At 35.5% G+C, this 26,717-nt stretch carries 22 protein-coding genes and 1 pseudogene; 17 read left to right on the forward strand and 6 right to left on the reverse strand.

The window, feature by feature from the left end:
- Window positions 1-33: 33 nt before the first annotated feature.
- A complete protein-coding gene (locus tag CY0110_RS05225; RefSeq protein WP_008274272.1) occupies window positions 34-1,086 on the reverse strand; it encodes a 1,9-bis(guanidino)-5-aza-nonane synthase in 1,053 nt (350 codons plus the stop codon).
- A gap of 224 nt (window positions 1,087-1,310) precedes the next feature.
- On the reverse strand, window positions 1,311-3,296 hold the full coding sequence (gene speA / locus CY0110_RS05230) for a biosynthetic arginine decarboxylase (RefSeq protein WP_408605572.1): 1,986 nt from the start codon (window positions 3,294-3,296) through the stop codon (window positions 1,311-1,313).
- 293 nt (window positions 3,297-3,589) lie between these two features.
- Between speA and CY0110_RS05235 the strand changes: the two genes are divergently transcribed.
- From CY0110_RS05235 to CY0110_RS05245, 3 genes are read left to right on the forward strand one after another with little or no spacing between them, the layout of a single operon-like run.
- On the forward strand, window positions 3,590-3,820 hold the full coding sequence (locus CY0110_RS05235) for a hypothetical protein (RefSeq protein ID WP_008274275.1): 231 nt from the start codon (window positions 3,590-3,592) through the stop codon (window positions 3,818-3,820).
- A 25-nt stretch (window positions 3,821-3,845) separates the two neighbouring features.
- On the forward strand, window positions 3,846-4,898 hold the full coding sequence (locus tag CY0110_RS05240) for an agmatine deiminase family protein (RefSeq protein ID WP_008274276.1): 1,053 nt from the start codon (window positions 3,846-3,848) through the stop codon (window positions 4,896-4,898).
- Window positions 4,895-5,785 (forward strand): carbon-nitrogen hydrolase, encoded by an 891-nt coding sequence (locus tag CY0110_RS05245; protein WP_008274277.1) that lies wholly within the window; start codon window positions 4,895-4,897, stop codon window positions 5,783-5,785. Before CY0110_RS05240 ends, CY0110_RS05245 begins: the two co-directional genes overlap by 4 nt.
- Before the next feature lie 267 nt (window positions 5,786-6,052).
- Here the strand turns inward: CY0110_RS05245 and CY0110_RS05250 are convergent, their stop codons facing one another.
- Window positions 6,053-6,664, reverse strand: coding sequence for a DUF1997 domain-containing protein (locus CY0110_RS05250; protein WP_008274279.1), 612 nt, complete (start codon window positions 6,662-6,664; stop codon window positions 6,053-6,055).
- Window positions 6,665-6,866: 202 nt separating this feature from the next.
- Between CY0110_RS05250 and apcB the strand changes: the two genes are divergently transcribed.
- The 5 genes from apcB (at window position 6,867) to CY0110_RS29835 (ending at window position 10,733) form a co-directional block, all read left to right on the forward strand.
- Entirely contained in the window at window positions 6,867-7,376 is a 510-nt protein-coding gene (gene apcB, locus CY0110_RS05255) for an allophycocyanin subunit beta (protein ID WP_008274280.1), read from the forward strand.
- Between the two features lie 200 nt (window positions 7,377-7,576).
- A complete protein-coding gene (clpS, locus tag CY0110_RS05260) occupies window positions 7,577-7,870 on the forward strand; it encodes an ATP-dependent Clp protease adapter ClpS (protein ID WP_008274281.1) in 294 nt (97 codons plus the stop codon).
- A gap of 3 nt (window positions 7,871-7,873) precedes the next feature.
- On the forward strand, window positions 7,874-8,164 hold the full coding sequence (locus tag CY0110_RS05265; RefSeq protein ID WP_008274282.1) for a DUF2103 domain-containing protein: 291 nt from the start codon (window positions 7,874-7,876) through the stop codon (window positions 8,162-8,164).
- A gap of 172 nt (window positions 8,165-8,336) precedes the next feature.
- Window positions 8,337-10,298, forward strand: coding sequence for a pentapeptide repeat-containing protein (locus CY0110_RS05270; RefSeq protein ID WP_008274283.1), 1,962 nt, complete (start codon window positions 8,337-8,339; stop codon window positions 10,296-10,298).
- Window positions 10,299-10,559: 261 nt separating this feature from the next.
- Complete coding sequence (locus CY0110_RS29835; protein ID WP_008274284.1) at window positions 10,560-10,733, forward strand: hypothetical protein; 174 nt, start codon at window positions 10,560-10,562, stop codon at window positions 10,731-10,733.
- Window positions 10,734-10,839: 106 nt separating this feature from the next.
- On the opposite strand, the gene tatA is transcribed toward CY0110_RS29835, so the two are convergent.
- Window positions 10,840-11,004: a twin-arginine translocase TatA/TatE family subunit gene (gene tatA / locus CY0110_RS05275; RefSeq protein ID WP_008274285.1), complete on the reverse strand. Its 165-nt coding sequence runs from the start codon at window positions 11,002-11,004 to the stop codon at window positions 10,840-10,842.
- Between the two features lie 101 nt (window positions 11,005-11,105).
- Here tatA and CY0110_RS05280 point away from each other — a divergent pair, with 101 nt between their 5' ends.
- The 4 genes from CY0110_RS05280 (at window position 11,106) to CY0110_RS05295 (ending at window position 14,163) form a co-directional block, all read left to right on the forward strand.
- Window positions 11,106-11,846 carry a phycocyanobilin:ferredoxin oxidoreductase gene (locus tag CY0110_RS05280; protein WP_008274286.1) on the forward strand — a complete coding sequence of 247 codons (741 nt, stop codon included), beginning with the start codon at window positions 11,106-11,108 and terminating at the stop codon, window positions 11,844-11,846.
- Window positions 11,847-11,972: 126 nt separating this feature from the next.
- Window positions 11,973-12,563: a PAP/fibrillin family protein gene (locus tag CY0110_RS05285; protein ID WP_008274287.1), complete on the forward strand. Its 591-nt coding sequence runs from the start codon at window positions 11,973-11,975 to the stop codon at window positions 12,561-12,563.
- Window positions 12,564-12,967: 404 nt separating this feature from the next.
- On the forward strand, window positions 12,968-13,453 hold the full coding sequence (locus CY0110_RS05290; protein WP_008274288.1) for an allophycocyanin subunit alpha-B: 486 nt from the start codon (window positions 12,968-12,970) through the stop codon (window positions 13,451-13,453).
- Window positions 13,454-13,647: 194 nt separating this feature from the next.
- The gene (locus CY0110_RS05295) at window positions 13,648-14,163 is read left to right on the forward strand and encodes a hypothetical protein (protein WP_008274289.1); all 516 of its coding nucleotides are present in this window, start codon (window positions 13,648-13,650) and stop codon (window positions 14,161-14,163) included.
- 103 nt (window positions 14,164-14,266) lie between these two features.
- On the opposite strand, the gene CY0110_RS05300 is transcribed toward CY0110_RS05295, so the two are convergent.
- A complete protein-coding gene (locus tag CY0110_RS05300) occupies window positions 14,267-15,835 on the reverse strand; it encodes a hypothetical protein (RefSeq protein ID WP_008274290.1) in 1,569 nt (522 codons plus the stop codon).
- Between the two features lie 185 nt (window positions 15,836-16,020).
- Between CY0110_RS05300 and CY0110_RS05305 the strand changes: the two genes are divergently transcribed.
- Both CY0110_RS05305 and hemJ read left to right on the forward strand, forming a co-directional pair.
- Window positions 16,021-19,533, forward strand: coding sequence for a WD40 domain-containing protein (locus tag CY0110_RS05305; protein ID WP_035798541.1), 3,513 nt, complete (start codon window positions 16,021-16,023; stop codon window positions 19,531-19,533).
- A gap of 86 nt (window positions 19,534-19,619) precedes the next feature.
- Window positions 19,620-20,183, forward strand: a complete 564-nt coding sequence (gene hemJ / locus CY0110_RS05310; protein ID WP_008274292.1) for a protoporphyrinogen oxidase HemJ — start codon at window positions 19,620-19,622, stop codon at window positions 20,181-20,183.
- A gap of 113 nt (window positions 20,184-20,296) precedes the next feature.
- Here the strand turns inward: hemJ and argS are convergent, their stop codons facing one another.
- Window positions 20,297-22,054: an arginine--tRNA ligase gene (gene argS / locus CY0110_RS05315; protein ID WP_008274293.1), complete on the reverse strand. Its 1,758-nt coding sequence runs from the start codon at window positions 22,052-22,054 to the stop codon at window positions 20,297-20,299.
- 154 nt (window positions 22,055-22,208) lie between these two features.
- Here argS and CY0110_RS05320 point away from each other — a divergent pair, with 154 nt between their 5' ends.
- The 3 genes and pseudogenes from CY0110_RS05320 to glgA all read left to right on the forward strand — a co-directional run.
- Entirely contained in the window at window positions 22,209-23,084 is an 876-nt protein-coding gene (locus CY0110_RS05320) for a GGDEF domain-containing protein (protein ID WP_008274294.1), read from the forward strand.
- Window position 23,085: 1 nt separating this feature from the next.
- Complete coding sequence (locus CY0110_RS05325; RefSeq protein ID WP_008274295.1) at window positions 23,086-24,393, forward strand: alkaline phosphatase PhoX; 1,308 nt, start codon at window positions 23,086-23,088, stop codon at window positions 24,391-24,393.
- 268 nt (window positions 24,394-24,661) lie between these two features.
- Window positions 24,662-26,074 (forward strand): annotated as a pseudogene (gene glgA / locus CY0110_RS05330) (glycogen synthase GlgA); the annotation flags it as partial.
- Between the last annotated feature and the right edge of the window lie 643 nt (window positions 26,075-26,717).

Below are 26,717 nucleotides of genomic sequence, written 5' to 3' on the forward strand. Positions count from 1 at the left end.
GGTTTCTTGTTATCAACCTCGGTATCGTGGAATTTATTCTGAGATGGCGAGGGACTTGTTAGTTAAAGATTGATGAAATAAATTGGCTAAATGTCTTGGTGAACGGGAACGCCAGTTTTGCTGTTCATAGGCATAACCCGCAACCAGGGGAAAGGCTAAGGTAGCTTCAGAAAACACCATTTGTTCCCTGTTTTTGTCAACTTTGCCCCAGGAATGAGCTTCTTTTAGAGTGGAACCGGATAAGCCTCCATCCCGTTCGTCCGCTACTGTAATTTGAACGGTGTATTTGTGCATACTGGTGTCAAAACCCAGTAATTCAGCAGCTACTACTGTGTCTTGAGCAAAGTTTTTGGGAACCCCACCCCCAATCATGAGTAAACCAGTAGCAGCAGATGACAGCTTGCATTGAGTCAATTCTTTGAAGTCTCTGACCGAATCAATGGTTAAATGGGATTCAGGAGAATTCCATTGATGATACACTAAACCGAATCCGGCTGAACAGTCACTAAAAGCAGGAACAAAAATGGGAACTTGATGGCGGTAAGCACTTAAAACCACAGATTGTTCCGTTTTACCATGAACCTCAAGATAGGCTCCCATCTCTTCAATAAATTCCCGTGAAGAATAGGGACGTTTCTCTAAAGAATCAGCTAATTTAGCAAGGGTCATATCACAAACCCGTAACTGATCTTCATCGATATAAGTATCATAAATACGATCAATTCTTAACTGTCGTAAAATTTCATCATCCGCAAAGGGATCACCCACATAATGATGAAATCCTAATGCTTCAAAGAAGTCTTGATCAACAATATTCGCACCGGTAGACACAATGGCATCTACCATGTTGTGATTAATCAAATCACACACCACTCCTTTGAGTCCGGCACTAAATAAAGATCCGGCTAAACAAAGGATAATGGCACAGTCAGGATCACTGATCATTTGATCGTAAATGTTTGCTGCTCGTCCTAAGTTTCGAGCTTGAAAGGCGGTTTGACTGAAGGCATTCACTAAGTTAGCAATGTTTAAAGATTTAATATCGATTTGCTGAACCTGGTCTTGAAGAAAATCTTGTCGATTCATAATTTTAGTTCTGGTAAATTAATAACAATTGATGAAAAACGATGAATTCTAATGGAGTAAAACAAAATTTCCCCCCTTTTTTCCCACCCTCCACCCCTCCACAATTAGAATCTGTTGATAACAAAATGAACATTTCTGTCCAAAATTATTTAGGATAATAACCCTTACCAAGCCCTCCCACTTTTGTTGCTTTTTCTCTCTTGCCTATTACCTATCCTCAGTATTTATCGTAAATAAGTATAGTTACATAATGCCTCTTCATAATGTTTGAGAAACAGCCAAGATTCTTTAAGGGTTAATCGCTTTTCTTTGAGAGCTTTTTCTGTTTTTTGGCGCATGGTTTCTACCATATCTTGACTATCGTATTGAACATATTTCAACACTTCAGCCATAGAATTTCCCCTAACCACGTGTTCAATGTGATATCCCTCCGAATCTAAACGAACATGAACCGCATTGGTATCTCCAAAAAGATTATGTAAACTACCCATAATCTCTTGATAAGCTCCACTTAAAAAGATCCCTAAATAATAAGGTTGTCCCTCATAAAATTGATGTAATTCTAAATGGGGTTTAACCTCTTGTGACCCAATGAATTTGGCAATTTGTCCATCACTATCACAGGTTAAATCTGCTAAAATTCCTAGTTCAGTGGGCTTTTCATTCAAGCGATGAATGGGCATAACAGGGAATAACTGTTCAATCGCCCAACTATCAGGAAGAGACTGAAATACGGAGAAATTACAGTAATAAGTAGAGAACAACAGTTCATTAAGGGTTTCTAAACCATCAAATCCTGTATTAGTATGGTTAACAATGCCCTGAATTCGTTGACAACACTGCCAAAATAAACTCTCAACCTTTGCCCGATCTTTCAAGTTGAGATAACCAAAGGAAAATAAGCTTTCTCCTTCTTTTTTCAGTTGTAAAATATCATGATAAGATTCTTGACAATTGGCGGAGTTAATTGCATCGTAGATGTTAGCCATTTCTTGGACTAAACTATGACACTTATCTTTCTCAATATCAATGGGAAAGGTAGGAATTTTATCTACCCCCAGTACATTGGTTAATAACACCGATTGATGGGAGGCGATCGCTCGACCACTTTCACTAATGATGATCGGAACTTTTAGCTTTTGGGTCTCACAAGCGATTTTAATCGCAGCCACCACATCATTAGCATAATTTTGCATACTATAGTTTTTAGAAGCGGGAAAATGACTATGGGACCCGTCATAATCGATCCCCAACCCTCCACCCACATCAAAATATTTCATACTAGCCCCTAATTGAGACAAATTAACGTAAATTTGACTGGCTTCTGTTAAGGCTTCTTTGATGGTTGCAATGGAGGAAATTTGCGATCCAATATGAAAATGAAGTAACTGAAGACTCTCTAGCATCTCAGCAGCTTTGAGTTGTTCAATGGCTTCCATGATCTCCGAAATGGTTAACCCAAATTTGGCTTTATCTCCGGCTGAGTTGCCCCATCGACTATCTCCTTTACTACTTAATTTGGCACGAATCCCTAAAACGGGTCGAATACCTTGGGTTTTGGCCGTATCAATGGCCAGTTTGATTTCACTTAATTGTTCTACAACCACAATGGTTTGATACCCTAAGCGACGGGCTAACAAGGCTGTTTCTATATACTTTTGATCTTTATAGCCATTACAAATTAACAGGGCGTTTGACTCTTTTAATTGGGCTAAAGCAATCAATAATTCCGGTTTTGAGCCGACTTCTAGTCCGTATTTATGATTGTTTCCACAGTTAACAATGGCTTGGACAATGTGACGTTGCTGATTAACTTTAATGGGGAATACGCCTTGATAAGACCCTTCATAGTTATATCGGGTAATGGCATGGGCAAAACAAGAATTGAGTTCTTCTATGCGATCCTCGATAATATCAGGAAAGTGAATGAGTAAGGGTAAATTTAAGCTTCTTTCTTCTAGGGCTTTCACTAATTTGAAAAGGTCTAAGGAGCGACCTCTGTTTCCTTTCGGAGCAACGGTTATATGCCCCAAGTTGTTAATACTAAAATAGGGAATACCCCAGCGATTAATCCCATATAACTCTTCGCTATCTTGAATAGACCATTGACTTTGAGCAGAAGATTTTTCAAGTTTTTTAATAGGATCTAAATTAATGATCTTTTGGACAAGCGGTTTCTCTAAGACATTTAAGTTCTGAGAGGGAGAAATTTCCTTCATAGTATACTTTTTTACCTTTATAAAGATTTATCCATATATTTTTAATCTTGTTAAAAATATATAACATCAACTATTTTTCTAGTCAACCCTAGTTAACCAAAATTTAAACCACAAGAAATTCTAAATTAATCAAAGCTTAATAAGTTAAGAATTAATTATCTAAAATTAAGAAATTTTAATCAAAACTTATTCTAATTTAATCCATATATATTGTAATATTTTTGCTATTATAGTAATTTTTTTAAAATTCGTGAAACGACTAAAAACAGCCGAGGTTTTTCTTAATGGTGAATAAAAAAACAATAAATAGCCTAAATTATTCCGAAAATCAGACTATAGTTGATCAAAGCTCTAAAATTGATAATATTCCTGAATCGGTTCAAAATAAAGACATTAATCTCACTATTTGTCAAAATAAGAGTGAAAATGTTCACCTAAGTAAATTAGCAACTATCAATTTCAAATTAGCGATGACAGAATGTTTTATCCTTCTACAAAAAGTTGCCAAAAAATAGATAATACAACGGTTAAACTAATAAAATGTACACACTTCCCGCAGAATGGTATCAACAAGACGCTGTACTTTTAGCTTGGCCTCATGAAAAGACAGAATGGGGTTCTATCTTAGATACAATCGAACCAGTCTATCTTAATCTTTGTCAAGCAATTACCCAACGAGAAAAACTCGTTTTAATCGTACGAGATTACGACTTAAAATCTAAAGTTATAGATCAATTTATTGCCCATAATATAGATATTAGACAAATTCAATTTGTCATCGCTGTCAATAACGACATTTGGATTCGAGATTATGGGCCGATTACCCTCATAAATGATAAAGATGAATTAAAAATTCTTAATTTTGCCTTTAATGGTTGGGGACAAAAATATGAGGACATAGGATATCAAAGTGTTCTTGATAATCACATTAATGATCAGATTCTTGCTCAATGTGCTAATAAAGCAATCCCAACCGAATCCCCCTTTTTTGTCCTAGAAGGGGGAGCGATCGAATCCGACGGCAATAGAACCCTTTTAACCACAAAAAGTTGTCTGCTGAATCCGAATCGAAACCCCCAATTAACTCAAACACAAATTGAGGCATTTCTGAGGGATATATTAGGGGTCAAGACCATTTTTTGGCTGAAACATGGACATTTACAAGGAGATGATACCGATAGCCACATCGATACCTTAGTTCGATTTGCGCCTAATCAGACCCTTGTCTATGTGAGTTGCGACGATCGCAGCGATACTCACTATGACGATCTTAAGTGTTTAGAAACTGAATTAAAAGCCTTGAGAACCCCTGATGGGAACGCTTATCATTTAATTCCCCTTCCCTGGCCCCAACCTAAATATAATGAGGACGGAGATAGATTACCTGCTAGTTATGCCAATTATCTCATCATTAACGGTGCAGTGTTGGTTCCTACTTATCGAGATCAAAAGGATAACCAAGCTCTAAAACAAGTTCAAACAGCCTATCCTCGCCACAAAGTCATAGGAATCGACTGTTTACCCCTAATCCGCGAATTTGGTTCACTCCATTGTATGACCATGCAACTTCCCAAAGGATTTCTCAAATCATGAATCAATCATTAACTGTCGCTTTAGTCCAACAAAGTAACTCCATCCATGTAGAACATAACCTACAAAAAAGCATCGAGGGTATTCAAGAAGCGGTTAGCAAAGGGGCCCAATTAGTGGTTTTACAAGAACTTCATAGAAGTTTGTACTTTTGCCAAACCGAAGAGGTTTCTCTATTTGATTTAGCGGAAACCATCCCTGGCCCTTCTACAGAAAGCTTTGGACAACTGGCCCAAGAATTGGGGGTGGTTATCGTTCTTTCGTTATTTGAAAAACGAGCAACAGGAATCTATCACAATACGGCCGTTGTCCTAGATAAGGATGGAAGCATAGCGGGAAAATACCGAAAAATGCACATTCCTGATGATCCAGGATTTTACGAAAAGTTCTATTTTACTCCAGGAGATTTAGGGTTTGAACCCATTGACACTTCCCTGGGACGGTTAGGAATCTTGATTTGTTGGGATCAATGGTTCCCCGAAGCAGCTAGATTAATGGCTCTCAAAGGGGCCCAAATGCTAATTTATCCTACAGCTATTGGTTGGAGTGATCAAGACACCCCTGAAGAACAACAAAGACAAACAGATGCGTGGATGATGGTTCAACGGTCTCATGCAGTGTGCAATGGACTGCCTGTTATTAGTTGTAATCGTGTGGGACATGAAGTTGATCCCAGTGGTCATACAAAAGGAATTGCCTTCTGGGGTCATTCGTTTATTGCTGGTCCTCAAGGAGAAATTTTAGCCTGTGGAAGTAAAGATCAAGAGGAAGTATTGACCATTACACTTGATTTACAGGGTTCTGAAGATGTCCGTCGTATATGGCCATATTTTCGGGACAGACGTATTGAGCATTACCAAGATTTGCTTAAAATCTATCAAGATCAATAGCCAGACTAAGGCATTATTCAACCGAGGGTAACAGTTTTGCCAAATATCAAATTACTCGCATTTGCTAATATGATTGACGAAAAGCTTTTAGCGATCGCTCTTCGCTTCAAAATCCCTTTATTTTGGGTGCGAGAGGTTTGTTTAACGAGCTTGATTTTCAACTCTTTCAGTTAATACTAATGCTCTAACAATCAAGAGACGACTTGGTTGAATTTATGGTCAAAGCGTTACCCAAAAAACCCTATTTTTGAACAACGCCTTGTTGTCTTATAATTCAGGACAAGGTTCACCAAAACGACTAACCTCTTCGGTTTTAAGAGATTCAGATTGAGCATCAACCCAATGGTGATAATCTTGCGATAATTGATTAAGAAGACGGTTTTTAATGCGACTGAGAACCCCTCTTAACAGACCATTACCCGTCATTTTTAATAAGGAGTCAGGGGTTAATCTCAATGCAGGGGGTAGATCAACTTCAACCGTTAAATTCGCTTGTCCTTCTAGATAAGTTTTTCCCTCCTTTTCTTGAGGAGAAAGTTTCCCTTTAAGGGTTAAAGAAAAGCGATCATTAATATAATCAATTCCCCGAATCTCACAATCTTGGGATCTTAAAAAAACCGTTCCTTTACTATTAGACCAAACTCCCAAAATAACCGTCGGTTGAAAATGATACATCTCCATAAAATTCAAAGGACGCATCTTAAGACGAAACTCATTATCCGATAACTGTTCCATTAACTTAGGATCGGCGATCGCCTTTACTAATCGTTGCGGTTGTCTAAGATAATGATGGATCGGAATAGGAGTCCGTTTAACCGGTAAACAGAGGGATTCGGACGCTTTAAACTGAATCGGGTGCGAAAACTTTTGATTAGACATTGAAGATGTTATGAGTTCTATCGTAGTGTGATAAGAAATACACTACAGGAAAATCGGTAAAATCTATAATTTTGATTAAGAACCTATTCTAACACCCCTAGACTTAAGGGATCTAGGGGTTTATGATGAGATAAATTCCTTCTCATTGGAAAAAGCCGGCTTCTTGGTAAGCCATAAAAATTGTTGTTGGGAGAAAACTTTAATGCGAGATGCCGTTACCACGTTAATTAAAAACTATGATCTAACCGGCCGTTATCTAGATCGCGATGCCATGGCCAGTCTCAAATCTTATTTTGAGTCAGGAAGCGATCGCATCAGTGTGGCTGCCTTAATTAACGCTAATTCCCCTGCGATCGTTAAAGAAGCAGGGCTTCAACTATTTGAAGAAGTCCCAGAACTAATTCGTCCAGGGGGCAACGCTTACACCACCCGTCGTTATTCGGCTTGTTTACGGGACATGGATTATTATCTGCGTTATGCCAGTTATGCTTTAGTCGCAGGAGATCCCGATGTTCTCGATGAACGGGTTTTACAGGGGTTACGGGAAACCTATAACTCGTTAGGGGTTCCCATTGCCCCCACTGTTAGAGGTATTCAAATAATGAAAGAAAAGATCAAAGCTATGGCCGCTGATGCAGGGGTTCAAGACACTTCTTTTGTGGATCAACCCTTTGATCACATGAGTCGTGAGTTTAGTGAAATCTCTGTTTAATGAATTTTTTGAATCATTAAAGCGATCGCTTTTTCAAAGAGGCGATTGCTTTTTTATAAAATACTAACTCCAAAGCCACATAAGTAGGCTTTTGTACCAAAAATTGTTAAAATATTACAAAGTCTGTAACAATCAGACTCTCAGAACTTTTCTATTGACTAAGATCCATGAGTAAGAGACTATCCATCGGCATTCAAGGGATGGCCACTTCAACGTCAACTGCGCCTAAAGGATCAACAGTTATTGATCGCAAGCCTTACCCTAACTATAAGGTAATTGTTCTCAATGACGACTTTAACACCTTTAATCATGTGGCTAATTGTTTAATGAAGTACATTCCTGGGATGAGTAGTGATCGCGCTTGGGAACTCACTGAACAAGTTCATTTTGAAGGGTTAGCCATTGTCTGGACTGGTCCCCAAGAACAAGCAGAATTGTATCATCAACAACTACGTCGTGAAGGGTTGACCATGGCCCCACTGGAGGAAGCATAAATTATGACCCAAGGGGACAAAGGTAGGCTAGTCTGGAATCATTCGACTCATCTTGATGGGTTAATTCCTATTTTAGAAAAGTTGATCAACTATACAGGGATTAATACTATTACTCCTGGGGTTATTAGTCGCGCGAAAGGCCATTGTCCCCATTTAAAACTACGGGTTTCTGTTCCCATTCGGGGAGGTTATAAAGCGATCGCCCGACAAGGAAAAACAGTACAAGAAGTCTTTATTGTAACCGATTTAAGTCAACAAGAATTAGAATCGGCTATTCAACAAGTATTAAGTTAAATTATTTTTAGGAACGCTGACATCTTGCACACCTTACCAATAAACTTAATAACCCTAAAGAATGCAATTAATTTTTAATAAGTTAGCATCAAAATACAACCCTGTTTCCTGGTTCCTGTTCTTTGTTCCCTTTTATTACTAGCAAATTATATCGAAGGTGCAAGATATGAGAATGGGAAATAGACAATGGGGAACGGTTATCAAGTTAGCTTGTATTTTATTCATTTTAATATTTCTCTTAATTGCCCATCCTTCTCCTATTTTAGCTGATCTGGAAAGATCAGCTTTAACCCCTGAGTTACTCCAACAAAGAATCAAATCACCTCAACTTCAAGAAGGAATTTTAACCCTTGATTTGACCTATTTAGAGATTGATTTAACTGCAGATAATAACGAATTTAAAGAAGAATTTTATCGTCAATTACAAAATTTTTTAACTCATTCTGATAAAGCTATTGGTTTAGATTTTAGCCATTCTTTAATTAAAGGAGATTTAATTAGTAGTCGTTTAGGTATGTCAACGGTACTTTCACCAGAGATATTACCAAAGAATTTGACTCAAACTGAACGAAAAATAATAGAGTCTGATCCCCAATTTTCTGCTCAATCTTTAGAACATATGAGTTCTGTAATTTTGTTTCGTGGATCATTACAATTTAACGAATCTACAATTACAGGAAACGTTGACTTTGCCAATAGTTTAATTTTACAAAAAATAGAAGCTAAACAAGCCAAGTTTACCAAAGAAATTAATTTTAATAATGCTGATTTTGGTAGAAAAGTTGATTTCAGTAAGTCAGTATTTAAACAAAATGCAAACTTTAATGGTAGTCAATTTCAAGAACCAGTAAAATTCAATCAAGTTCAGTTTTTAGGAGAATCAAGTTTTAACTATAGTCAATTTAAGCAATCTGCTGATTTTAGCGAAGTTGTTTTCAATAAAGTCGTCAATTTTAGTCATACTTCTTGGTTAGATAGCAGTAAATTTATCACCCTTAATTGTCGCGATCGCATTTTATTTTCTAATAGTATCTTTTCAGGTTCACTGAACTTATCAAATTCTACTTTTGAAAAAAGTATTGTATTTCGTAATTCTTATTTTAGAAATATGATTAACCTCAAAAATGTTAAATTATTAGGCATCATGGATTTTAGTAATGCTGAATTTTTAAAAGAAAAAGCCATTAATATTGCTGGTTTTGCTTTTGATTCAGATACCGCTAAGGTTTTAGGCAATACAGGAGAAATTGCTGAATTTATGTATCTTAATAGTATTGAAGGAAATGAAACAGTTTTAAGGAATTTTATTCAAAATTTTCGAGATTCAGAACAGATACCTGATGCAAATCAATTAGAATATAAAAAACAAAAACTAACTAAACAACAATTATCAGAAAACATTATTAGAACCCCATATCAAGATTATTGGCGACTCAGCTTTATTCAAAAAATAGGTCACTGGCTGTTATTAAATGTTTTATTATTATTGAGTCAATATGGAACTAATTTTAGTTTATTATTGGGAGTTGGTTTAATTTCTATTGGTTATTTTGGGGTTCTATTTTGGTTTATAGACCGGTGGCGCAGACGTTTACCCACTCCAATCCTTCCTAATCTTTATGATATCATTTGTATGGTAAGTAGTGGCTCATCTTTATTGGTGATTGGAACCATAGAAATTTTTAATTCTGCTGAATATCCTTTTATTACTTTACTCTGTTTAAGTTTAATTTTGATTCCCCTTCCTTTATCTTTAGTGACGTTAATGTATGAACGAGGAAGATATCATGATTTAATGGAAAGTTCTTATTTTTTATTAGATGGAGGATTACGACAATTACAATTATTAATTGTTCGTTTACCCATTATTCCTGAATTTCATTTTTTCCGCGATCGCTTTACACCTTTGATGTGGGAAAGACGTTGGAATTGGTTAAATTATTATGATTTTAGTTTAAACAATTTTCTTAAATTAGGGTTTAATGATATTCGACTACGAGATCAACATCTTCCTGGTTTAATCTCTACTTTAGTCTGGTATCAATGGACATTAGGAATACTTTATATTGCGTTATTATTTTGGACGCTTTCTCGAACGATTCCAGGGTTAAATCTATTGATTTATTTGAAATAAACTATAATTCAAAGTAACTTCAAAGGGATATATTAAACAGTTTACCATTTATTGTTTAGAAAATGATAGTTATCAAGTCAAGTCTAACAGTCAATTATTACCTAATCTAAATCTAAATTTAATGGCACCATATGTGATAACAAACGATCCTTTAGAAGCGATTACCCAATGGCGTAAGCAAGTTAAAGATAATATCAATTCTTAAAAGTTATCCGAGACTTAAATTGCCATTGCAAGGAGTAATATAAACAGTAAGCTTTGATGGTCACTAAAAACAAAAAACACCCCGATGCGATCTCTAACAACAGCCAAGAGAAACATAAAGATTGCTTCGGGAATAATGACTATAAATTAGGCTATAGTAGTTCTTCAACCCCTCGCAATGACAATCAAGAAATATTCAAAATTACTTATTATTATATTCTTCAAGAATAGCAATCAATTCGTCTAATCTTTCTATATTGTAAGTCTTGTAAGGTAGGTAATGCCTACCCTAGGATTTTAAAGTAAAAAATAATTATGAATTATCAATTATTAATTATTAATTATCAAACTCATCTTCATCATTGGGATTATTCACTTCTTCTTTGAAACCCCGTAATGTTTTACCCAAAGATGATCCTATCTCTGGAATTTTTTTCGGACCAAAAATTAATAAAGCAACAACCAGAATAATAGCGACTTCGGGCCATCCTAGTCCAAACATAGTTATCTCCGAAAGTTAAGTTATGTCTGCATTATGACATGGGGGTACAGTCTTCAGTATATCCTGAGAATACTGTCTTTTGTTGCATTTATTACTGACACATGACTACTGTAAAAACCTCACCCACCACTCTCTCCTTACACCCATTAATTCATCAGTTAGCTGAGGTTATTATCTCTCATTGGGAAGAGTATTTAGATTTAAGTCTCTATGAGTTACCGGATGGTTTAGGCTATGTAGAAGGAAAATTAGAAGGGGAAAGACTGGTGATTGAAAATCGTTGTTATCAATCTCCTCAATTTCGGAAAATGCACTTAGAATTAGCTAAAGTAGGACAAGGCTTAGATATTCTCCACTGTGTCATGTTTCCCAACCCTGACTATGCTTTACCCATGTTTGGTTGTGATATTGTCGCAGGGAAAGGAGGTGTGAGTGCAGCGATCGCAGATTTATCGCCAGCTAACCCTGAGTTAACTTTATCTAATAGTTATAATCAAGCATTATCTCAACTACAAAGTCCTAACTTTTCTGATCAAAGAGAATTACCAGAATGGGGTGATATTTTCTCAGAATATTGTCTATTTATTCGTCCTCAGACACAAGAAGAAGAAAAATTATTTCTTAAGCGAGTCGGCGACTTTTTAAAAGTCCATTGTCAGCAAGCAAACCAGTCTCACCCTGGTTCAACGCAACAGCGAGAATTTAACATACAAGGTCAAGAATATTATTGTCGTAAGCAACAACAGAACGATAAAACCCGTCGTGTTTTAGAGAAAGCCTTTGGGGAAGCCTGGGCCAGTAAATATATGACTCAGGTTCTATTTGATATCCCTAACTATTAACTTATGATAGTGAGTAGTTACCAGTTACTGGCTACCAGTTATCAGTTGAATTTGTAATTAATTGTTGGCTGCTAGCTGTTAACTGCTAGCTGTTTATTGTGTATTGATGCGAGGAATTCGTTAATAATGAATGAAAAGGCAAAATTGCTAGAAACCATTGCAGGGAAAAATAGAGGTTTATTAGCCTCAGAAATGGATCGGGTTAAGGTATTATCAGCCATTGAACAATTAGAAGATCATAACCCCAATCCTAACCCAATCAAAACCCCCGAATTATTAGAAGGAAATTGGCGATTATTATATACAACCAGCAAGGGAATTTTAGGATTAGATAAGTTTCCGGTGCTTCAATTGGGGCAAATTTATCAATGTATTCGAGTTGAAGAAGCTAAACTCTATAATATTGCAGAAATTGTCGGGGTTCCTTTGTTAGAAGGACTTGTTAGCGTTGCAGCTAGATTTGAACCAACATCGGATAAAAGAGTACAAGTTAAATTTGAACGGTATATTGCAGGACTTCAAAAGTTTTTAGGCTATCAATCTCCTAATAAGTTAATCAAAGAAATTGAAAAAGGAAAAAAGTTTTTTCCATTAGATTTTTCTCTGGAAAATCGAGAACAACAGGGATGGTTAGAAATTACCTACTTAGATGATGATTTACGGATAGGAAGAGGCAACGAAGGCAGTGTTTTTGTATTATCCAGAGAAAAAAAGTAAAATGATTGTTAATCACTTATCGATCTTTTCCAAACTCCCCATCATTTTCGTCCTATTCTCGTAAATTCATCATTATCTCTTTATTTTCACCTTCCCATTTAACTAAACTGACATCTTTCTCCAGTACAAGAAAACTTAATGACTAAAAAGAAGACAGTCAATTAAAAAGCAGTTTAACTCAACATAAAGTCTTATTGTCTATCCTCACGAGCTAGTTTTATCGAAGGTGCAAGATGTGAGTATACTAAACTGTAGGGTAGAATTTGTGGGGCGTTAATCCCAGTCATACTCACTCGACGGAAGTCTTCATATACCGAATTGAAAACTACTATGAACTACCTATGCGTTTGTACTCGGTTTCAAGATAAACTACAGTATGATATAAGATTGTTGTTAATATCATCATGAGTGTAGTTAGCCAAGTTATTCTAAAAGCAGACGATGAACTCCGATATCCTAGCAGTGGTGAACTCAAGGGTATCCAAACGTTTCTGAGTACCGGAGAACAGCGTGTTCGCATCGCTGAGACCTTAGCTGAAAACGAAAAGAAAATCGTTGATCAGGCTCAGAAAAGATTGTTTCAAAAACGCCCTGATTTTCGTTCCCCTGGGGGTAACGCCTACGGTCAAAAGCAGTATAACCAGTGTTTACGAGATTATGGCTGGTATTTACGTTTAGTCACCTACGGGGTGTTAGCAGGAAGCAAAGAACCCATTGAAAAAATTGGTTTGATTGGAGTTAAAGAAATGTATAACTCCCTAAATGTTCCTGTTCCTGGGATGGTAGAAGCGATTCGCTGCCTCAAAGAAGCAGCTTTAGGACTATTGAATAATGAGGATGCAGCAGAAACTGCTCCTTACTTTGACTATATGATTCAGACCATGTCCTAGCATTGCATCTATTGTGAAACTATAGCACTATGCACTAGGAGATGGGCGATCTAATCTTAAGAACCTTAAGAACGTCCTGATTTTAATGTGTGGTGCTATAGATAGAAAAGACACGAGTTGTTCGTGTCTTTTTTGATTGAAATAAAAAGATAAAGTTTCTTTAATCACCAAAGCTTCATAGTTACAATGAAGCTATGGCAAAGTTTATTCGTTTTCCTTTCTTGTGCATCGCTCTTGTTGTGCTGACCTACGCTTCATTTGGTTGGTACATTGGTCAATCTGCTAGTTCCTGGAGTCTTTGGCTAGCTTCTCAAGGAGAAAGTTGGGGATGGATATTAGAAGACGAAACGATTTTTTTCTTACTTCATATTTTAGCAGGAAGTCTAGTTCTCTTAATTACAATTAGTTTAATCGCACCGGTTGCTATCATTACAATTCTGTTTGGCAGTAGTTTTCAATCAGATAATAAAGCGATTATAGCAGTTTTATTGTGGTCTTTTGTGATTGTTATAACGCTCCGTTGGATTACTTTTTTTGCTCATTTCTTCTTGTTACTCTCTGCTGCTATTTTAGCCAAACTGGAATTACAAAAACTAGGATATCCCCAATGGAAAGTGATATCTATTTTAATTTTCATCTGTTTTGGAGGATTTATTTTAGGTTTGTTAGGTTCATATGATTTTGATATTAACAACTTAATATTCAAATAAGTACCTGAGCAAAATTAGTTACACATCTCAATAACCTCATTACCTTTTGCTTGTCCTAACTAGGAAATTAATTTTCTGTACTCACTTATTAAGTTTGTGTTAATTATCTGTATTGAGTGATCTGTGTCTGTTGTCCTTGGCGAAGGGCGCGAGTTTGTTCTAAAATATTTTCAATATTTTCTTGGGAGAGATTTTGAACATAGTTAATTTTAATTTCTTCTAATAAATCATTGAGTAACGATTCAATCTGATCGATACTGTGTTCTGCTTGTAATTCAGTCCCTAAAGACTTACTAAACTTTTCCACTAATTTTTCTAAAAGTCGATCAAATTCTGGGTCTTCAATTAATAATCCCTGTAGTCCAACGGATAAACCTTCATATAGTTGAGAAACTAATCTTTCGGTTAATTGGTGCTGCATTCCTTTAACCCCTGGAACATTCTCTAAACCACGATAAGCAGGGGTTTGGGTTAAAGCTTTATCCACGTTATATCGTAAAAATTCTTCAGCTTCAGGACGAATTTCAGGAATGACTTTAGTAATGACTAAATTAGCCATCAGTTTCACTAATTCTGAGGTTTCATTAACATTATTAATATCAACATATTGCTTAGTATTTTGTCTCATCAAAATATCACGAACGGTTCCATCTTCAATGGTTCCTTGAATTTGGTTAACCACTTGGAGAATAACCACTTCAGTAACATCGTGAGCAATTCCTGCTACAAATCCTTGACTTGCTTGTTTTTTAATAGCTTTTAAATCAATTAAGTTTGATTGATCTAAACGAACAATTAAAGGAATAATTCTTAAGAAACGAAGTATGGGAATCAATAAGAAAATATCGTACCAACGCCACAACATAGCATCGAACCAGCTAACTCCTGTGTGACGACGACTAATATACCAAGTACGAGCTAAAAATTCGGTTAAAAATAATAAGAAAAATGGAAAATCGATTAAACCAAAATTTTCAACAGGTTCGCCATTTTCTCCAACGGGACGAAAGTAATTAGTAGCAATTAAAGGAGCAATTTGTTGATCAAAAAAGTTAAGTTCATCACGCCAACTATTACGTCGAAAATTCTCCTCACTCCAAAACTGCTCAAAAGCATCTTTTGCTGAACTTTCTTCTGTGTCAAAAACATGTTCTCGCATCTTATTTTTAATTCGCTCTAAGGTTCCAGTTTTATTAGCAACTTGAAAGGGATTATCTGCAATCATTTCCCTACTTCTTTCTCGAAGATCGGCTAATCTCTCATCAATATTTGCTTGAAATTCGCTATTTTCTGCTGTATTTGAATCCGTAAACGCCTGTTGACTGACAAGCTGATTTACGGCTTCGTTTAAATCTTCTACCTTATCTAAATATAGAGCCGTATCTCGATAGGGTTCAATGCCTTTTATAATATCATATTGAGTAATAAAATCTGAAACAGATTCAGGAATAACTCGCAAAGAGGGTTTAGGAATTTCTCTTTCAAAAGTGCCAATTTTTATATAAACTTGAACTTTACCTTGTAACCAAAAATCTCGTAAAGGAATATAAGTTAAATCAAAAATAACTAAAATATAATTAACTAAAACAATCAAAGCCATGATTTTTTCAAACCAACGGCGAGGACGAAAAAACTTTTTTTGAGATGCTGAAGACACTTTTGCTATTGTCATATAAAAATTATACTCCCCTCGAAAATTTTATTAAAATGTAAACTAGACTTATTATAAAGGAACTTTCTTATTTGTCTAGGAAGTCTAAACTTTAGTATAGTATAGTAATATATATCTTACTAGAATTACAGCTTAACTATTTTTTTCTTTAAAATTTTACACTTTATAACTTATCAATATTAGTAATGACTGCAAATATGCAAAAATCCTATAGCTATAAAGTTGGTGGAAGTCTAGGATTTGATCACCCTACCTATGTAGAAAGACAAGCAGATAAAATTCTTTTAGGTGCCTTAAAAGAAGGGAAATTTTGCTATGTTTTTAACTGTCGTCAGATGGGAAAATCTAGCTTAAGAGTAAGAGCTATGCACCAACTGCAAGAACAAGGAATGAGTTGTGCATCTGTAGATATTACCAGTTTAGGCAGTGATATTAGTCAAAAACAATGGTACAGTGGCATTATTACGCAACTATTTTTAGGGTTTAATTTAATTGGAAAAGTTAACTTAAAAGTTTGGCTCAGAGAACGGGAAGAATTATCAGGCATTCAGAAATTTAGCGAATTTTTAGAAGAGATTTTACTGGTTCATTGTTCTGGAGAAAAAGTTTATATTTTTATCGATGAAATTGATAAGGTTCTCAGTTTAAATTTTTCTTTAGATGATTTCTTCTCTGTGATCCGTTTCTTTTATAATCAAAGGGCAGAAAATACAAAATTTGAACGATTAGTCTTTTCTTTATTTGGAGTGGCTACTCCTACGGATTTAATTCAAGATAAAACTCAAACCCCTTTTAATATTGGGTTTCCCATTGAATTAACAGGATTTACCTCAGAAGAAATAGAACCCTTAGCTCCTGGTTTAATCCCCATTAGCGATCACCCTCAAGCTGTTCTAAATAGTATTTTATATTGGACAGGAGGACAGCCTTTTTTAACTCAAAAAGTCTGTGATTTGCTTTTAACTCAAGGTCAGATTATTCCTTCAGATCAAGAAAAAGAATGGGTGGATAAAACGGTTCAAGAATTTATTATTGAAAATTGGGAATCTAATGATGAACCAGTACATTTAAAAACCATTAGAGAAAGAATTTTTAGAAATGAAAAAAGAGCAGGAAGACTCTTAGGAATGTATCAGCAAATTTTGCAACAAGGATTCTTAAAAAGCGATGAAAGTCCTGAACAAACAGAATTAAGGCTATCGGGATTAGTGGTTAAAAAGAACGGAAAATTAGTCGTTTATAATAAAATTTATCAAGCTGTTTTTAATGAAGAATGGGTTAAAAAAGAACTAGAAAAGATCAGACCCTATTCCGAGATGTTGACAGCTTGGGTTAATTCTAACTATGAAGATAATTCTCGCTTGCTACGAGGACAAGCACTGAAAGATGCTCTTACTTGGGCAATGGATAAAAGTTTAAGTAACCTCGATTATCGATATTTAACCGAAAGTCAAAACTTAGATAAACGAGAAGCAGAAATAAATCTAGCAACCCAACAACAAGCTAATGAAATTTTAACCAAAGCGAATCAAAAAGCCCGACGGATGATTCGTTTAGGAATGGGAATTTTAGCTATTTCTGTAGTAGGTGCAACCATTGCCTTTAACCAAGCGTGGATAGCTTTCCAAAAACAAGAAGAGGCACAAATGGGAACACAATTAGAAAAAATTGGGGATAGTGCTTGGCGACAATTTGAATTTGAACAATTGGAAGGTTTAGTTTCAGCAATGGAAGCGAATCAAAAGTTACAAACCTTAGTAAAAGATCGACGGCTGTTAGAAGATTATCCCGCCACTAGCCCCATTTCTGCACTCGAACAAATCTTAAACCGTATCCAAGAAAAAAATAAATTGATCGGCCATCAAGACGCTGTTAATAGTGTTAGCTTTAGTCCCGATGGTCAATGGATAGCTACTGCTTCGAGTGATGGAACGGTTCGTTTATGGGACTCCCAAGGACAACAAAAAGCCGTTTTAACCGGTCACGAAGGCAATATTTATGGAGTAGCCTTTAGTCCAGATAGTCAAACCTTGGCCACTGCAGCTCAGGATGATACCGCTAGGATATGGGACTTACAAGGGAAACAATTAGCCGTTCTCAAGGGTCACACTGCCTCGGTTTATAGTGTCACTTTTAGTCAAGATGGCCAACGTCTGGCTACTACCTCACGGGACAATACCGCCAGAATTTGGGATAAAGAAGGTAGACCCTTAGTGGTGTTACAAGGTCACACAAAATCAGTGGATGACGTGGCTTTTAGTGCGGATGGCCAATATATTGTGACAGCTTCACGGGACGGAACTGCTAAATTATGGAATAATCAAGGCAATTTAATCAAAAGTTTGCAAGAAAATGCCATTCCTTTCTATAGCATTAGTTTTAGCCCAGATGGTCAACGAATTGCTGCTGGTGCTAGGGACGGAACAGTTAAAATTTGGGATAAACAAGGAAATTTGACCTTAACGTTGAAAGGTCATCAAGAATTAGTTAATAGCGTGGCATTTAGTCGAGACGGTAACTGGATAGCCAGTGGTTCTAGTGATGGAACTGCTAGACTCTGGAGTAAAGATGGACAAGAAATGACTGTTTTAAGAGGTCATCAAGACCCGATTTATGATATTACTTTAAATCGTCAAGGAACAGAATTAGCCACCGCTTCAAGTGATGGAACTGTTAAATTATGGGACATTAGACAGACTCCTAATAATGGGTTTAATACCCTCGATACTTATATTACCAGTGCCGACTTTTCTCAGGATGGTAAACTATTAGCGATCGCCGATGAAAGTGGTCAGGTTTATCTTTGGAATTTACAAGGAAAAAAACTACGAGAATTTGAAGCTCATAACAGTGGAATTAATGCCATTCGGATAAGTCCTGATAGTAAAATAATTGCTACGACGGGGACTAATGGAAATGTGAAGTTATGGAATTTACAAGGTCAATTATTAGGAGAATTAACCGATAATAATGTACGCATTTATAGCCTTAATTTTAGTTCAGATAGCCAAATTTTAGCTGTCGCTAATCGTTCAGGAGAAGTATGGTTATGGGATTTACAAACAAACCCCTATCAATTACTCGAAAAATTTCAGGCACATGATGATACGATTACCTATGTAAGTTTTAGTCAAAATAATCGACAAGTAGCCACAGCTTCTATGGACGGAACAGCAAAAATATGGAACTTAGAAGGAAATTTACAACAATCCTTATCAGGACATTCAGATCCTATTAATTCGTTAAGTTTTAGTCCCAAGGAAGACTATTTATTAACTGCTTCTGAAGATAGTACCATCAAATTATGGAATCAAGAAGGAGAATTAATTACAACTTTAACCAGTGATTTATTTCCTATTTCTCGTGTTAACTTTAGTCCCGACGGACAATATTTTATTACCGCTTCTCAAGACGGAACTATAAGATTATGGGATCGAGAGGGAAAGCTACATACAAAAATGAAAGGTCATCAAGAGTCTATTGAAAGTTTACAATTTAGCCCTGATAATCAAACGATATTAACCATTAGTAGAAATGGTAAAGTGAAAATGTGGCCCGTAGAAGCAGAGTATGCACGCTTAACCTCACTTTTAACCCAAGGATGTCAGTGGTTAGAAGATTATTTAGTTACTCGTCCCCTCGAACAAGAAAAACTATCTAGTTGTTCTACAATTCAGGGAACACCAAACTCAGATTAATTTTTATTTAAAATTTAGGAAATTGTGTCCTAAAACCGATACAGTATGTTTCAAGGATTATTTAAGGAGAAATATTCTAGGCAATTATGGCATATTATTGGTTTAAAGCTTTTCATTTAATTGGTATTGTAGTTTGGTTTGCTGGATTATTTTATCTAGTTCGTTTATTTGTTTATCATGCTGAAGCTTCAGAGAAAAAAGAACCCGATCAAAGCATCCTTAAAACACAATATGAAATTATGGAGAAACGTCTTTATAATATTATTACAACCCCAGGAATGATTGTTACTGTTGCTATGGCTCTTGGCTTAGTTTCTACTGAAATGGATGTTTTAAAATCGGGGTGGTTACATATCAAGTTAGCGTTTGTTGCTTTACTATTAGGCTATCATTTCTACTGTGGAAGAATCATGAAACAGTTAGAAAAAGGGGAATGTCAGTGGACAGGACAACAGTTTAGGGCATTAAATGAAGCACCAACAATTTTGTTAGTTATTATTGTTTTATTGGCTATCTTTAAGAACAATTTACCTCTAGATTTAACGACTTGGCTGATTGTTGCGTTAGTCATTTTGATGGCTGCATCGATACAATTATATGCTAAAAAGAGACGAGTGGCTCAAGAAAAATTAAGTTCTTCTACTGATTAGATTAAATAAAATAGGCTAATAACTTGTCTGTTTAGACAAGTTATTTTGTTTGTCATTTCAAGGAGACGAGGAATCTAATTAACCTATTAGTCATAATAGTGAGTGTCATAAGATTACATTCTTTCTAACACAGAAATTCCTAATAAAGATAATCCTAATTTTAAAGTTCTTGCGGTTAAATCGCATAGTAATAAACGGGATGTTTTCACCGGTTCATCTGATTTTAATACGGGACAATTTTCGTAAAAACGATTAAACTTTTTACTGAGTTCATACAAATAGTCGCAAAGACGGTTAGGAAGTAGAGTTTTTTCCACTTCTTTGATAGTTTCACTGAGTTGTAGTAAATATTTTCCTAATTCAATTTCGGTCTCTTCTTTGAGAAGAATTGTTATATTTTCTCCTAAATTTTCGTAATCAATATTTCCCTCTCGACTAATACTTTGGATTCTTGCATAAGCATATAACATATAAGGGGCTGTGTTTCCTTGTAAGGCTAACATCTTATCATAACTAAAAATATAATCACTAATACGATTTTGACTCAAATCTGCATATTTAACTGCACTAATACCTACCGTTTCAGATACATGATTAATAAATGCTGCTGACTCTTGTCTTTCTTCTGATTGTAAGCGATTTTCTAAATCTTTTCGTGCATAATTAACTGCTTCATCTAATAAGTCTTTTAGCTTAACGGTTTCCCCTGAACGGGTTTTTAATTTTTTCCCATCTTCCCCTTTAACTAATCCAAAAGGAACATGAGTTACTTCTACAGTATCGGGTAAAAAATTGGCTTTTTCAGCTACTTGGAAAACTTGTGCAAAGTGATTCGATTGCCCGGCATCAGTTACATAAATAATGCGTTTCGCTTTATCTTCTTTGATACGATATCTTAACGCAGCTAAATCTGTCGTTGCATAGTTATAACCTCCGTCAGATTTCTGAACAATTAAAGGTAAAGGATCACCTGATTTATTAGTAAATCCTTCTAAGAAAACACATTGCGCCCCTTGATCTTTTTCTAAGATTCCTTGTTTATCTAAAGCTTTAATAACATCATCTAAATAAGGATTATAAAAAGATTCCCCCCTTTCTGTTAATTGTACATTTAAACGATCATATATTTTTTGAAATTCTCGACGGGATTGATCACAAAGTAATTGCCAAGCTTGGAGACTTTCTTTATCTCCTGATTGCAATTTTACTACAGCATCTCTAGCTGCTTCTTGAAACTTAGGATCTTCATCAAATCGTTTTTTCGCTTGCTTATAAAAGTTAACGAGATCACCAATTTCTAAAGCATCTGCCTTAGTTAAAGCATCAGGATAAACTTCTTTTAAATAGGTAATTAACATCCCGAATTGTGTTCCCCAGTCTCCCACATGATTTAGTCTTAAAACATCATATCCTAAAAATTCTAAAGTTCGAGCAATACAATCACCAATAATAGTTGAGCGTAAATGTCCAACGTGCATTTCTTTAGCAATATTAGGACTAGAAAAATCAACAATAACCTTATCGGCATTCTCTACTTTTTTAATCCCTAAACGTTGATTTTGATATAAAGATGTTAATTGACTTTCTAAGTAACTGGACTTAAGTCTTAAATTGATAAAACCAGGACCGCCAATAGTAGGAGATTCACAAATATTATTTAAGGATAAATTATTGATAATAATTTGAGCAATTTCTCTAGGATTTTTCCCTAATTTCTTAGCTAAAGGAAGGGCAATATTAGCCTGATAATCTCCATGTCTGAGATCCCTAGCTGTGGTTACTTGGGGATCAATCTCTTTAAATTCTTCACCAAAGGACTTTACTAAAGCCTCTTGAAACCCCTGGATTAATTGCTCATTAATAGAAGTCATAATACTTAAAAATATCTTAGAAAGATTTAACTACTTTTTTAACTTATTTAGCTTATCATAATTAATAGGGTAATAACTATAAATTTATCACAAAGATTTATCTACAAGCTTATCTCTTCACTTACCTACATAATAAAACAAGGAGATACAAATAATGATGAAAAAACATTTACATAAAATCACTCAAATCTTAGATAACCTATCCCAATCTCTTATTATTATTTTTTCTATTATTTTGGTGATAATCATTATTTCTCTAGATTTTTACATAACAATTGATTTAGGTATTTCAATTTTTTATTTATTTCCTATTGCTTTAGTAACCTGGTATGGTAGTAGGAAAATAGGACTTATTTTCTCTGTGATTTGTTCTTTGTGTTGGTGGTGGGCAGAAACAAACATTAGCCAAAATCCTCAACTATGGTTAGAAGAGTGGAACGCTGCTGTGAGGTTATCTTTCTTTGTTATTGTAACCTATTTATTATCAGAACTTAAAGCAGCTTATGAAAGAGAGAAAAAATCAGCCCGTATTGATAGTTTAACGGGATCAGTCAATAGAAGGTTTTTTCGTGAAGTTTTGCAAAAAGAAATAAAAAGACTTTCTCGTTATAATCATCCGTTTACTTTAGCTTATTTTGATGTGGATAATTTTAAAATAGTTAATGATCAATTAGGTCATAATCAAGGAGATTATTTATTGAAAGCGATCGCAGATATTATTAAAATGAGTATTAGACAAACAGATACATTAGCTAGACTAGGAGGAGATGAGTTTGCTTTAATCTTATTGGAAATTGATTATGAAAGAGCAAATGGTGTTTTAAATCGTATTAAAACCGAACTTTTAGTTATGGCTAAATTAGAAAAACTACCCATCAGCTTTAGTATTGGTGCTATTACTTATTATACAATTCCTGAATCGGTTGATCGAGCTATTGAAGAAGTGGATCATTTAATGTACGATATTAAAAACAATGGTAAAAATGGCCTGAAACATAAAGTTAATAATGAAATAAATATAATGAAATAAAATGGCTATATCTCGCAGAAATTTTCTAACGATAACAGGTATCAGTTTTACTAGCATTATTGCTGCTAATTCATTAAAAAATTATTATCATCTTGCTGCTAATGGTAAGACCACCAGTACCGATAAATTTGGTCAATTAATACCTGATCCTGATAGAATTTTAGATTTACCCAAAGGATGGCAATATAAAGTTATTTCCTATGGGGGAAAATCCATGACTGATGGTAATATCATTCCTCCTGCTTTTGATGGAATGGCGACATTTTCGGGTGAGAAAGATCAAATAATTTTAGTGCGTAATCATGAATTAAGTCCTAATTCCCCCTATGGCGTTAAGGGGTCAGCTAACGATAAATATGATCCCATTTCTCAAGGTGGAACCACTACTTTAATACTTGATAAAAATCTTAACGTAAAACAAGAATTTGCTTCCTTAGCAGGAACTAATCGTAATTGTTCAGGAGGAATCACTCCCTGGGGATCTTGGATTAGTTGCGAAGAAGATACTTCTATTTCTAGGATCAAAGATCGAAACAACTCTAATCAAATAATCAAAAAACATGGATATAACTTTGAAGTTCCTTCCCAGGAGAAAATGGCAAAACCGAATCCCTTAATTGAGATGGGAAGATTTCGCCACGAGGCGATTGCAGTCGATCCAAAAACAGGTTACATTTATCAAACAGAAGATCAAAATGATAGTTGTTTTTATCGTTTTCGTCCCAAGGAAAGGCAAAATTTACAAAAAGGAGGTGTTTTAGAAGCCTTAGTTATCGAAGGAATGTCAAAAATAGATACCAGCAAAAATTACCCACTTAATCAACTGAAATCAGTTCAATGGGTACAGCTTGAAAACGTTGATCCCGATGAAGATACATTACGCTACGAAGCACAAAAAAAAGGGGCTGCAATTTTTAAGCGAGGGGAAGGTATTTGTTTCGCAGAAGGTGAGTTTTATTTTACTTGTACCAGTGGAGGAAATGCAGAAAAAGGTCAAATTTTCCGCTATAATCCTGCAGAAGAAACTATCGCTTTATTTGCAGAATCTCCCGGTGCAGAAATTTTAGATTATCCTGATAATTTAATTATGTCTCCCTTTGGTGATTTAATCCTGTGTGAAGATGGTTTAGGAGAACAATTTTTAATAGGTGTTACACCAGAAGGAAAATATTATAAATTAGCTCGTAATGCTTATAATAATAGTGAGTTTGCTGGTGTTTGTTTTGCTCCTGATGGCAAAACCATGTTTGTTAATATTTATTCTCCAGGATTAACGTTAGCTATCTGGGGAGACTGGCAAACAGGTTAACCAATTAATTTACTATCTTTATTTAATTTAAAAGGTTGTTTTGGGTTCATGAACTGAGTTATTGTTCATCTGTACTTATTTTAATCTAACGACGGTGCTGCAGCACTCGCTCTCGCAAGACCCTATTTTTTGCAACAGAATACTTGCCAAGATGATATGAGAAGCTTAACTCACAAAACTTCTAGCAAAACTTCTGTCATAATCTCCAATTTGACGGTAGAGTATGTCAAAATCATAAAGTGGCAAACAAGGGAACACAGAGTTAAGAATGCGAATTTTATTTGTAGGGGCAGAAGTCGCTCCTTTAGCGAAAGCTGGCGGCATGGGAGACGTTATCGGAGCATTACCGAAAGTTTTACATCAATTGGGGTATGACGTACGAATTCTCATGCCTTATTATGGATTTCTCGACGATAAAATAGAAATTCCCTCAGAACCGATATGGAAATCCAATGCCATGTCCCAGGAGTTTTCGGTTCATCAAACCACGCTTCCGAAAAGTAATGTTCCCCTTTATTTACTGAAACATCATAGTTTTGCCCCTCGCCGAATTTACGGAGATGATGAATACTGGCGGTTCACTTTCTTTTCTAACGCAGCAGCAGAGTTTGCCTGGAATTGTTGGAAACCCAATATAATCCATTGTCACGACTGGCATACAGGAATGATTCCAGTGTGGATGCACGAAACCCCTGATATTACCACAGTTTTTACGATTCATAATTTAGCCTATCAAGGGCCAGGTCGTGGCTTTATAGAACATCATTCTTGGTGTCCCTGGTATATGGATGGAGATAATGCTATGGCCGCAGGAATTAAATTTGCCGGACGTATTACGACTGTATCTCCAACCTATGCTCAACAGATTCAAACGCCAGCTTATGGAGAAAGGCTCGATGGATTATTATCTTATGTGAATCAAAACCTGGTGGGTATTCTCAACGGCATTGACATGGATGTGTATAACCCTGCCGAAGATCAGTTAATCTATCAAACTTTTACCCCCTATACCCTAGAAAAACGCATCGCTAATAAAATTGGTCTCCAAGAAGAAACAGGACTAGAGATCAATAAAGAAGCCTTTGTCATGGGGATGGTAACCCGTTTAGTTGAACAAAAAGGGATCGACCTCATTCTTCAGATATTAGATCGTTTTATGGCTCACACGAATTCTCAATTAGTGGTTTTGGGAAGTGGGGATCATTATTATGAAAATCAGTTATGGCAGTTATCAGCCCGTTATCCAGGTCGGGTATCCGTACAAATTCTCTACAATGATGTCTTATCTCGACGCATTTTTGCTGGGTCTGATGTCTTTTTGATGCCCTCTCGTTTTGAACCCTGTGGCATTAGTCAACTGTTTGCGATGCGTTATGGTTGTATTCCTATTGTTCGACGGACTGGAGGATTAGGGGATACAGTCACTTTTTATGACCCAATTCACCAAGAGGGAACCGGTTATTGTTTTGACCATTATGAACCTTTAGATTTATTAGTTTGCATGATTCGTGCTTGGGAAGGATTTCGCTTTAAAGCAGATTGGATTAAGCTTCAACAGCGATGTATGAACCAAGATTTTAGTTGGTATAAATCAGCAGCCGAATATATTAAAATTTATAAAGAATTATCAGGAGAACCTGGACAGTTAACTCCCGAAGAACAAGATAAAATAAATGCCTTAATCAAAAAAAATCTTACGTGGAATGGTAATACAGATGAGAGTCTCAAGGAACAAGTTATAGAAGATCAGACTAAACATGACAATGAGATATCTGAGCAAGAATCAACCGAAACACAAACAGATATTTTACAAGAAACAACGAATGTCGAAGAGGTAAAACCAGAATCTCTCTCATCTGATCGAACTTCAGAAGTTGAAGATACAGAAAAAGAAGAGGAAAAAAACAGCAATGTTGAGCAAATAAAATTAGAGAATTCCTCATCTGATCTAAGTTCGTTAGAAAGTAAGAATATAGAAAAAGAAGAAGAAAAAAACAGCAATGTTGAACAGATAAAATCCGAGAATACCCCATCTGATCTAAGTTCGCCAGAAAATAAGAATACAGAAGAAGAAGGAAAAAAAAACAGTAATATTGAACAGATAGAATCTCAAAATTTATTACCTAAAACGAATTCTTCAGAAATAACTTCATTGAAAACTGGTGACGAAAAATCTACCATGCCAACAGAAAATATGAGAGCAACGATATCATTATCTCAAACAAATTATTCTGACTAAAAAAGTTCAAGGCAAAAGGCACTCATGTAAAGGGGAACCAAAGACTTTTGCCTCCGAGGTTTTTGCTTTAGTAAGATGACTTCAA

The organism is Crocosphaera chwakensis CCY0110 (assembly GCF_000169335.1).
Lineage (GTDB): Bacteria > Cyanobacteriota > Cyanobacteriia > Cyanobacteriales > Microcystaceae > Crocosphaera > Crocosphaera chwakensis.

What these genes read in the sequence shown, in the direction of transcription:
- CY0110_RS05235 (WP_008274275.1), top strand. Translation starts at nt 3,590, where the DNA reads ATGGTGAATAAAAAAACAATAAATAGCCTAAATTATTCCGAAAATCAG.
- CY0110_RS05280 (WP_008274286.1), top strand. Translation starts at nt 11,106, where the DNA reads ATGACTACTGTAAAAACCTCACCCACCACTCTCTCCTTACACCCATTA.
- CY0110_RS05265 (WP_008274282.1), top strand. Translation starts at nt 7,874, where the DNA reads ATGACCCAAGGGGACAAAGGTAGGCTAGTCTGGAATCATTCGACTCAT.
- CY0110_RS05250 (WP_008274279.1), bottom strand. Translation starts at nt 6,664, where the DNA reads ATGTCTAATCAAAAGTTTTCGCACCCGATTCAGTTTAAAGCGTCCGAA.
- CY0110_RS05240 (WP_008274276.1), top strand. Translation starts at nt 3,846, where the DNA reads ATGTACACACTTCCCGCAGAATGGTATCAACAAGACGCTGTACTTTTA.
- hemJ (WP_008274292.1), top strand. Translation starts at nt 19,620, where the DNA reads ATGGCATATTATTGGTTTAAAGCTTTTCATTTAATTGGTATTGTAGTT.
- CY0110_RS05285 (WP_008274287.1), top strand. Translation starts at nt 11,973, where the DNA reads ATGAATGAAAAGGCAAAATTGCTAGAAACCATTGCAGGGAAAAATAGA.
- CY0110_RS05325 (WP_008274295.1), top strand. Translation starts at nt 23,086, where the DNA reads ATGGCTATATCTCGCAGAAATTTTCTAACGATAACAGGTATCAGTTTT.
- CY0110_RS05320 (WP_008274294.1), top strand. Translation starts at nt 22,209, where the DNA reads ATGATGAAAAAACATTTACATAAAATCACTCAAATCTTAGATAACCTA.
- CY0110_RS05305 (WP_035798541.1), top strand. Translation starts at nt 16,021, where the DNA reads ATGACTGCAAATATGCAAAAATCCTATAGCTATAAAGTTGGTGGAAGT.
- CY0110_RS05225 (WP_008274272.1), bottom strand. Translation starts at nt 1,086, where the DNA reads ATGAATCGACAAGATTTTCTTCAAGACCAGGTTCAGCAAATCGATATT.
- clpS (WP_008274281.1), top strand. Translation starts at nt 7,577, where the DNA reads ATGGCCACTTCAACGTCAACTGCGCCTAAAGGATCAACAGTTATTGAT.
- argS (WP_008274293.1), bottom strand. Translation starts at nt 22,054, where the DNA reads ATGACTTCTATTAATGAGCAATTAATCCAGGGGTTTCAAGAGGCTTTA.
- CY0110_RS05295 (WP_008274289.1), top strand. Translation starts at nt 13,648, where the DNA reads ATGGCAAAGTTTATTCGTTTTCCTTTCTTGTGCATCGCTCTTGTTGTG.
- CY0110_RS29835 (WP_008274284.1), top strand. Translation starts at nt 10,560, where the DNA reads ATGGTCACTAAAAACAAAAAACACCCCGATGCGATCTCTAACAACAGC.
- tatA (WP_008274285.1), bottom strand. Translation starts at nt 11,004, where the DNA reads ATGTTTGGACTAGGATGGCCCGAAGTCGCTATTATTCTGGTTGTTGCT.
- CY0110_RS05300 (WP_008274290.1), bottom strand. Translation starts at nt 15,835, where the DNA reads ATGACAATAGCAAAAGTGTCTTCAGCATCTCAAAAAAAGTTTTTTCGT.
- CY0110_RS05290 (WP_008274288.1), top strand. Translation starts at nt 12,968, where the DNA reads ATGAGTGTAGTTAGCCAAGTTATTCTAAAAGCAGACGATGAACTCCGA.
- apcB (WP_008274280.1), top strand. Translation starts at nt 6,867, where the DNA reads ATGCGAGATGCCGTTACCACGTTAATTAAAAACTATGATCTAACCGGC.
- CY0110_RS05270 (WP_008274283.1), top strand. Translation starts at nt 8,337, where the DNA reads ATGGGAAATAGACAATGGGGAACGGTTATCAAGTTAGCTTGTATTTTA.
- CY0110_RS05245 (WP_008274277.1), top strand. Translation starts at nt 4,895, where the DNA reads ATGAATCAATCATTAACTGTCGCTTTAGTCCAACAAAGTAACTCCATC.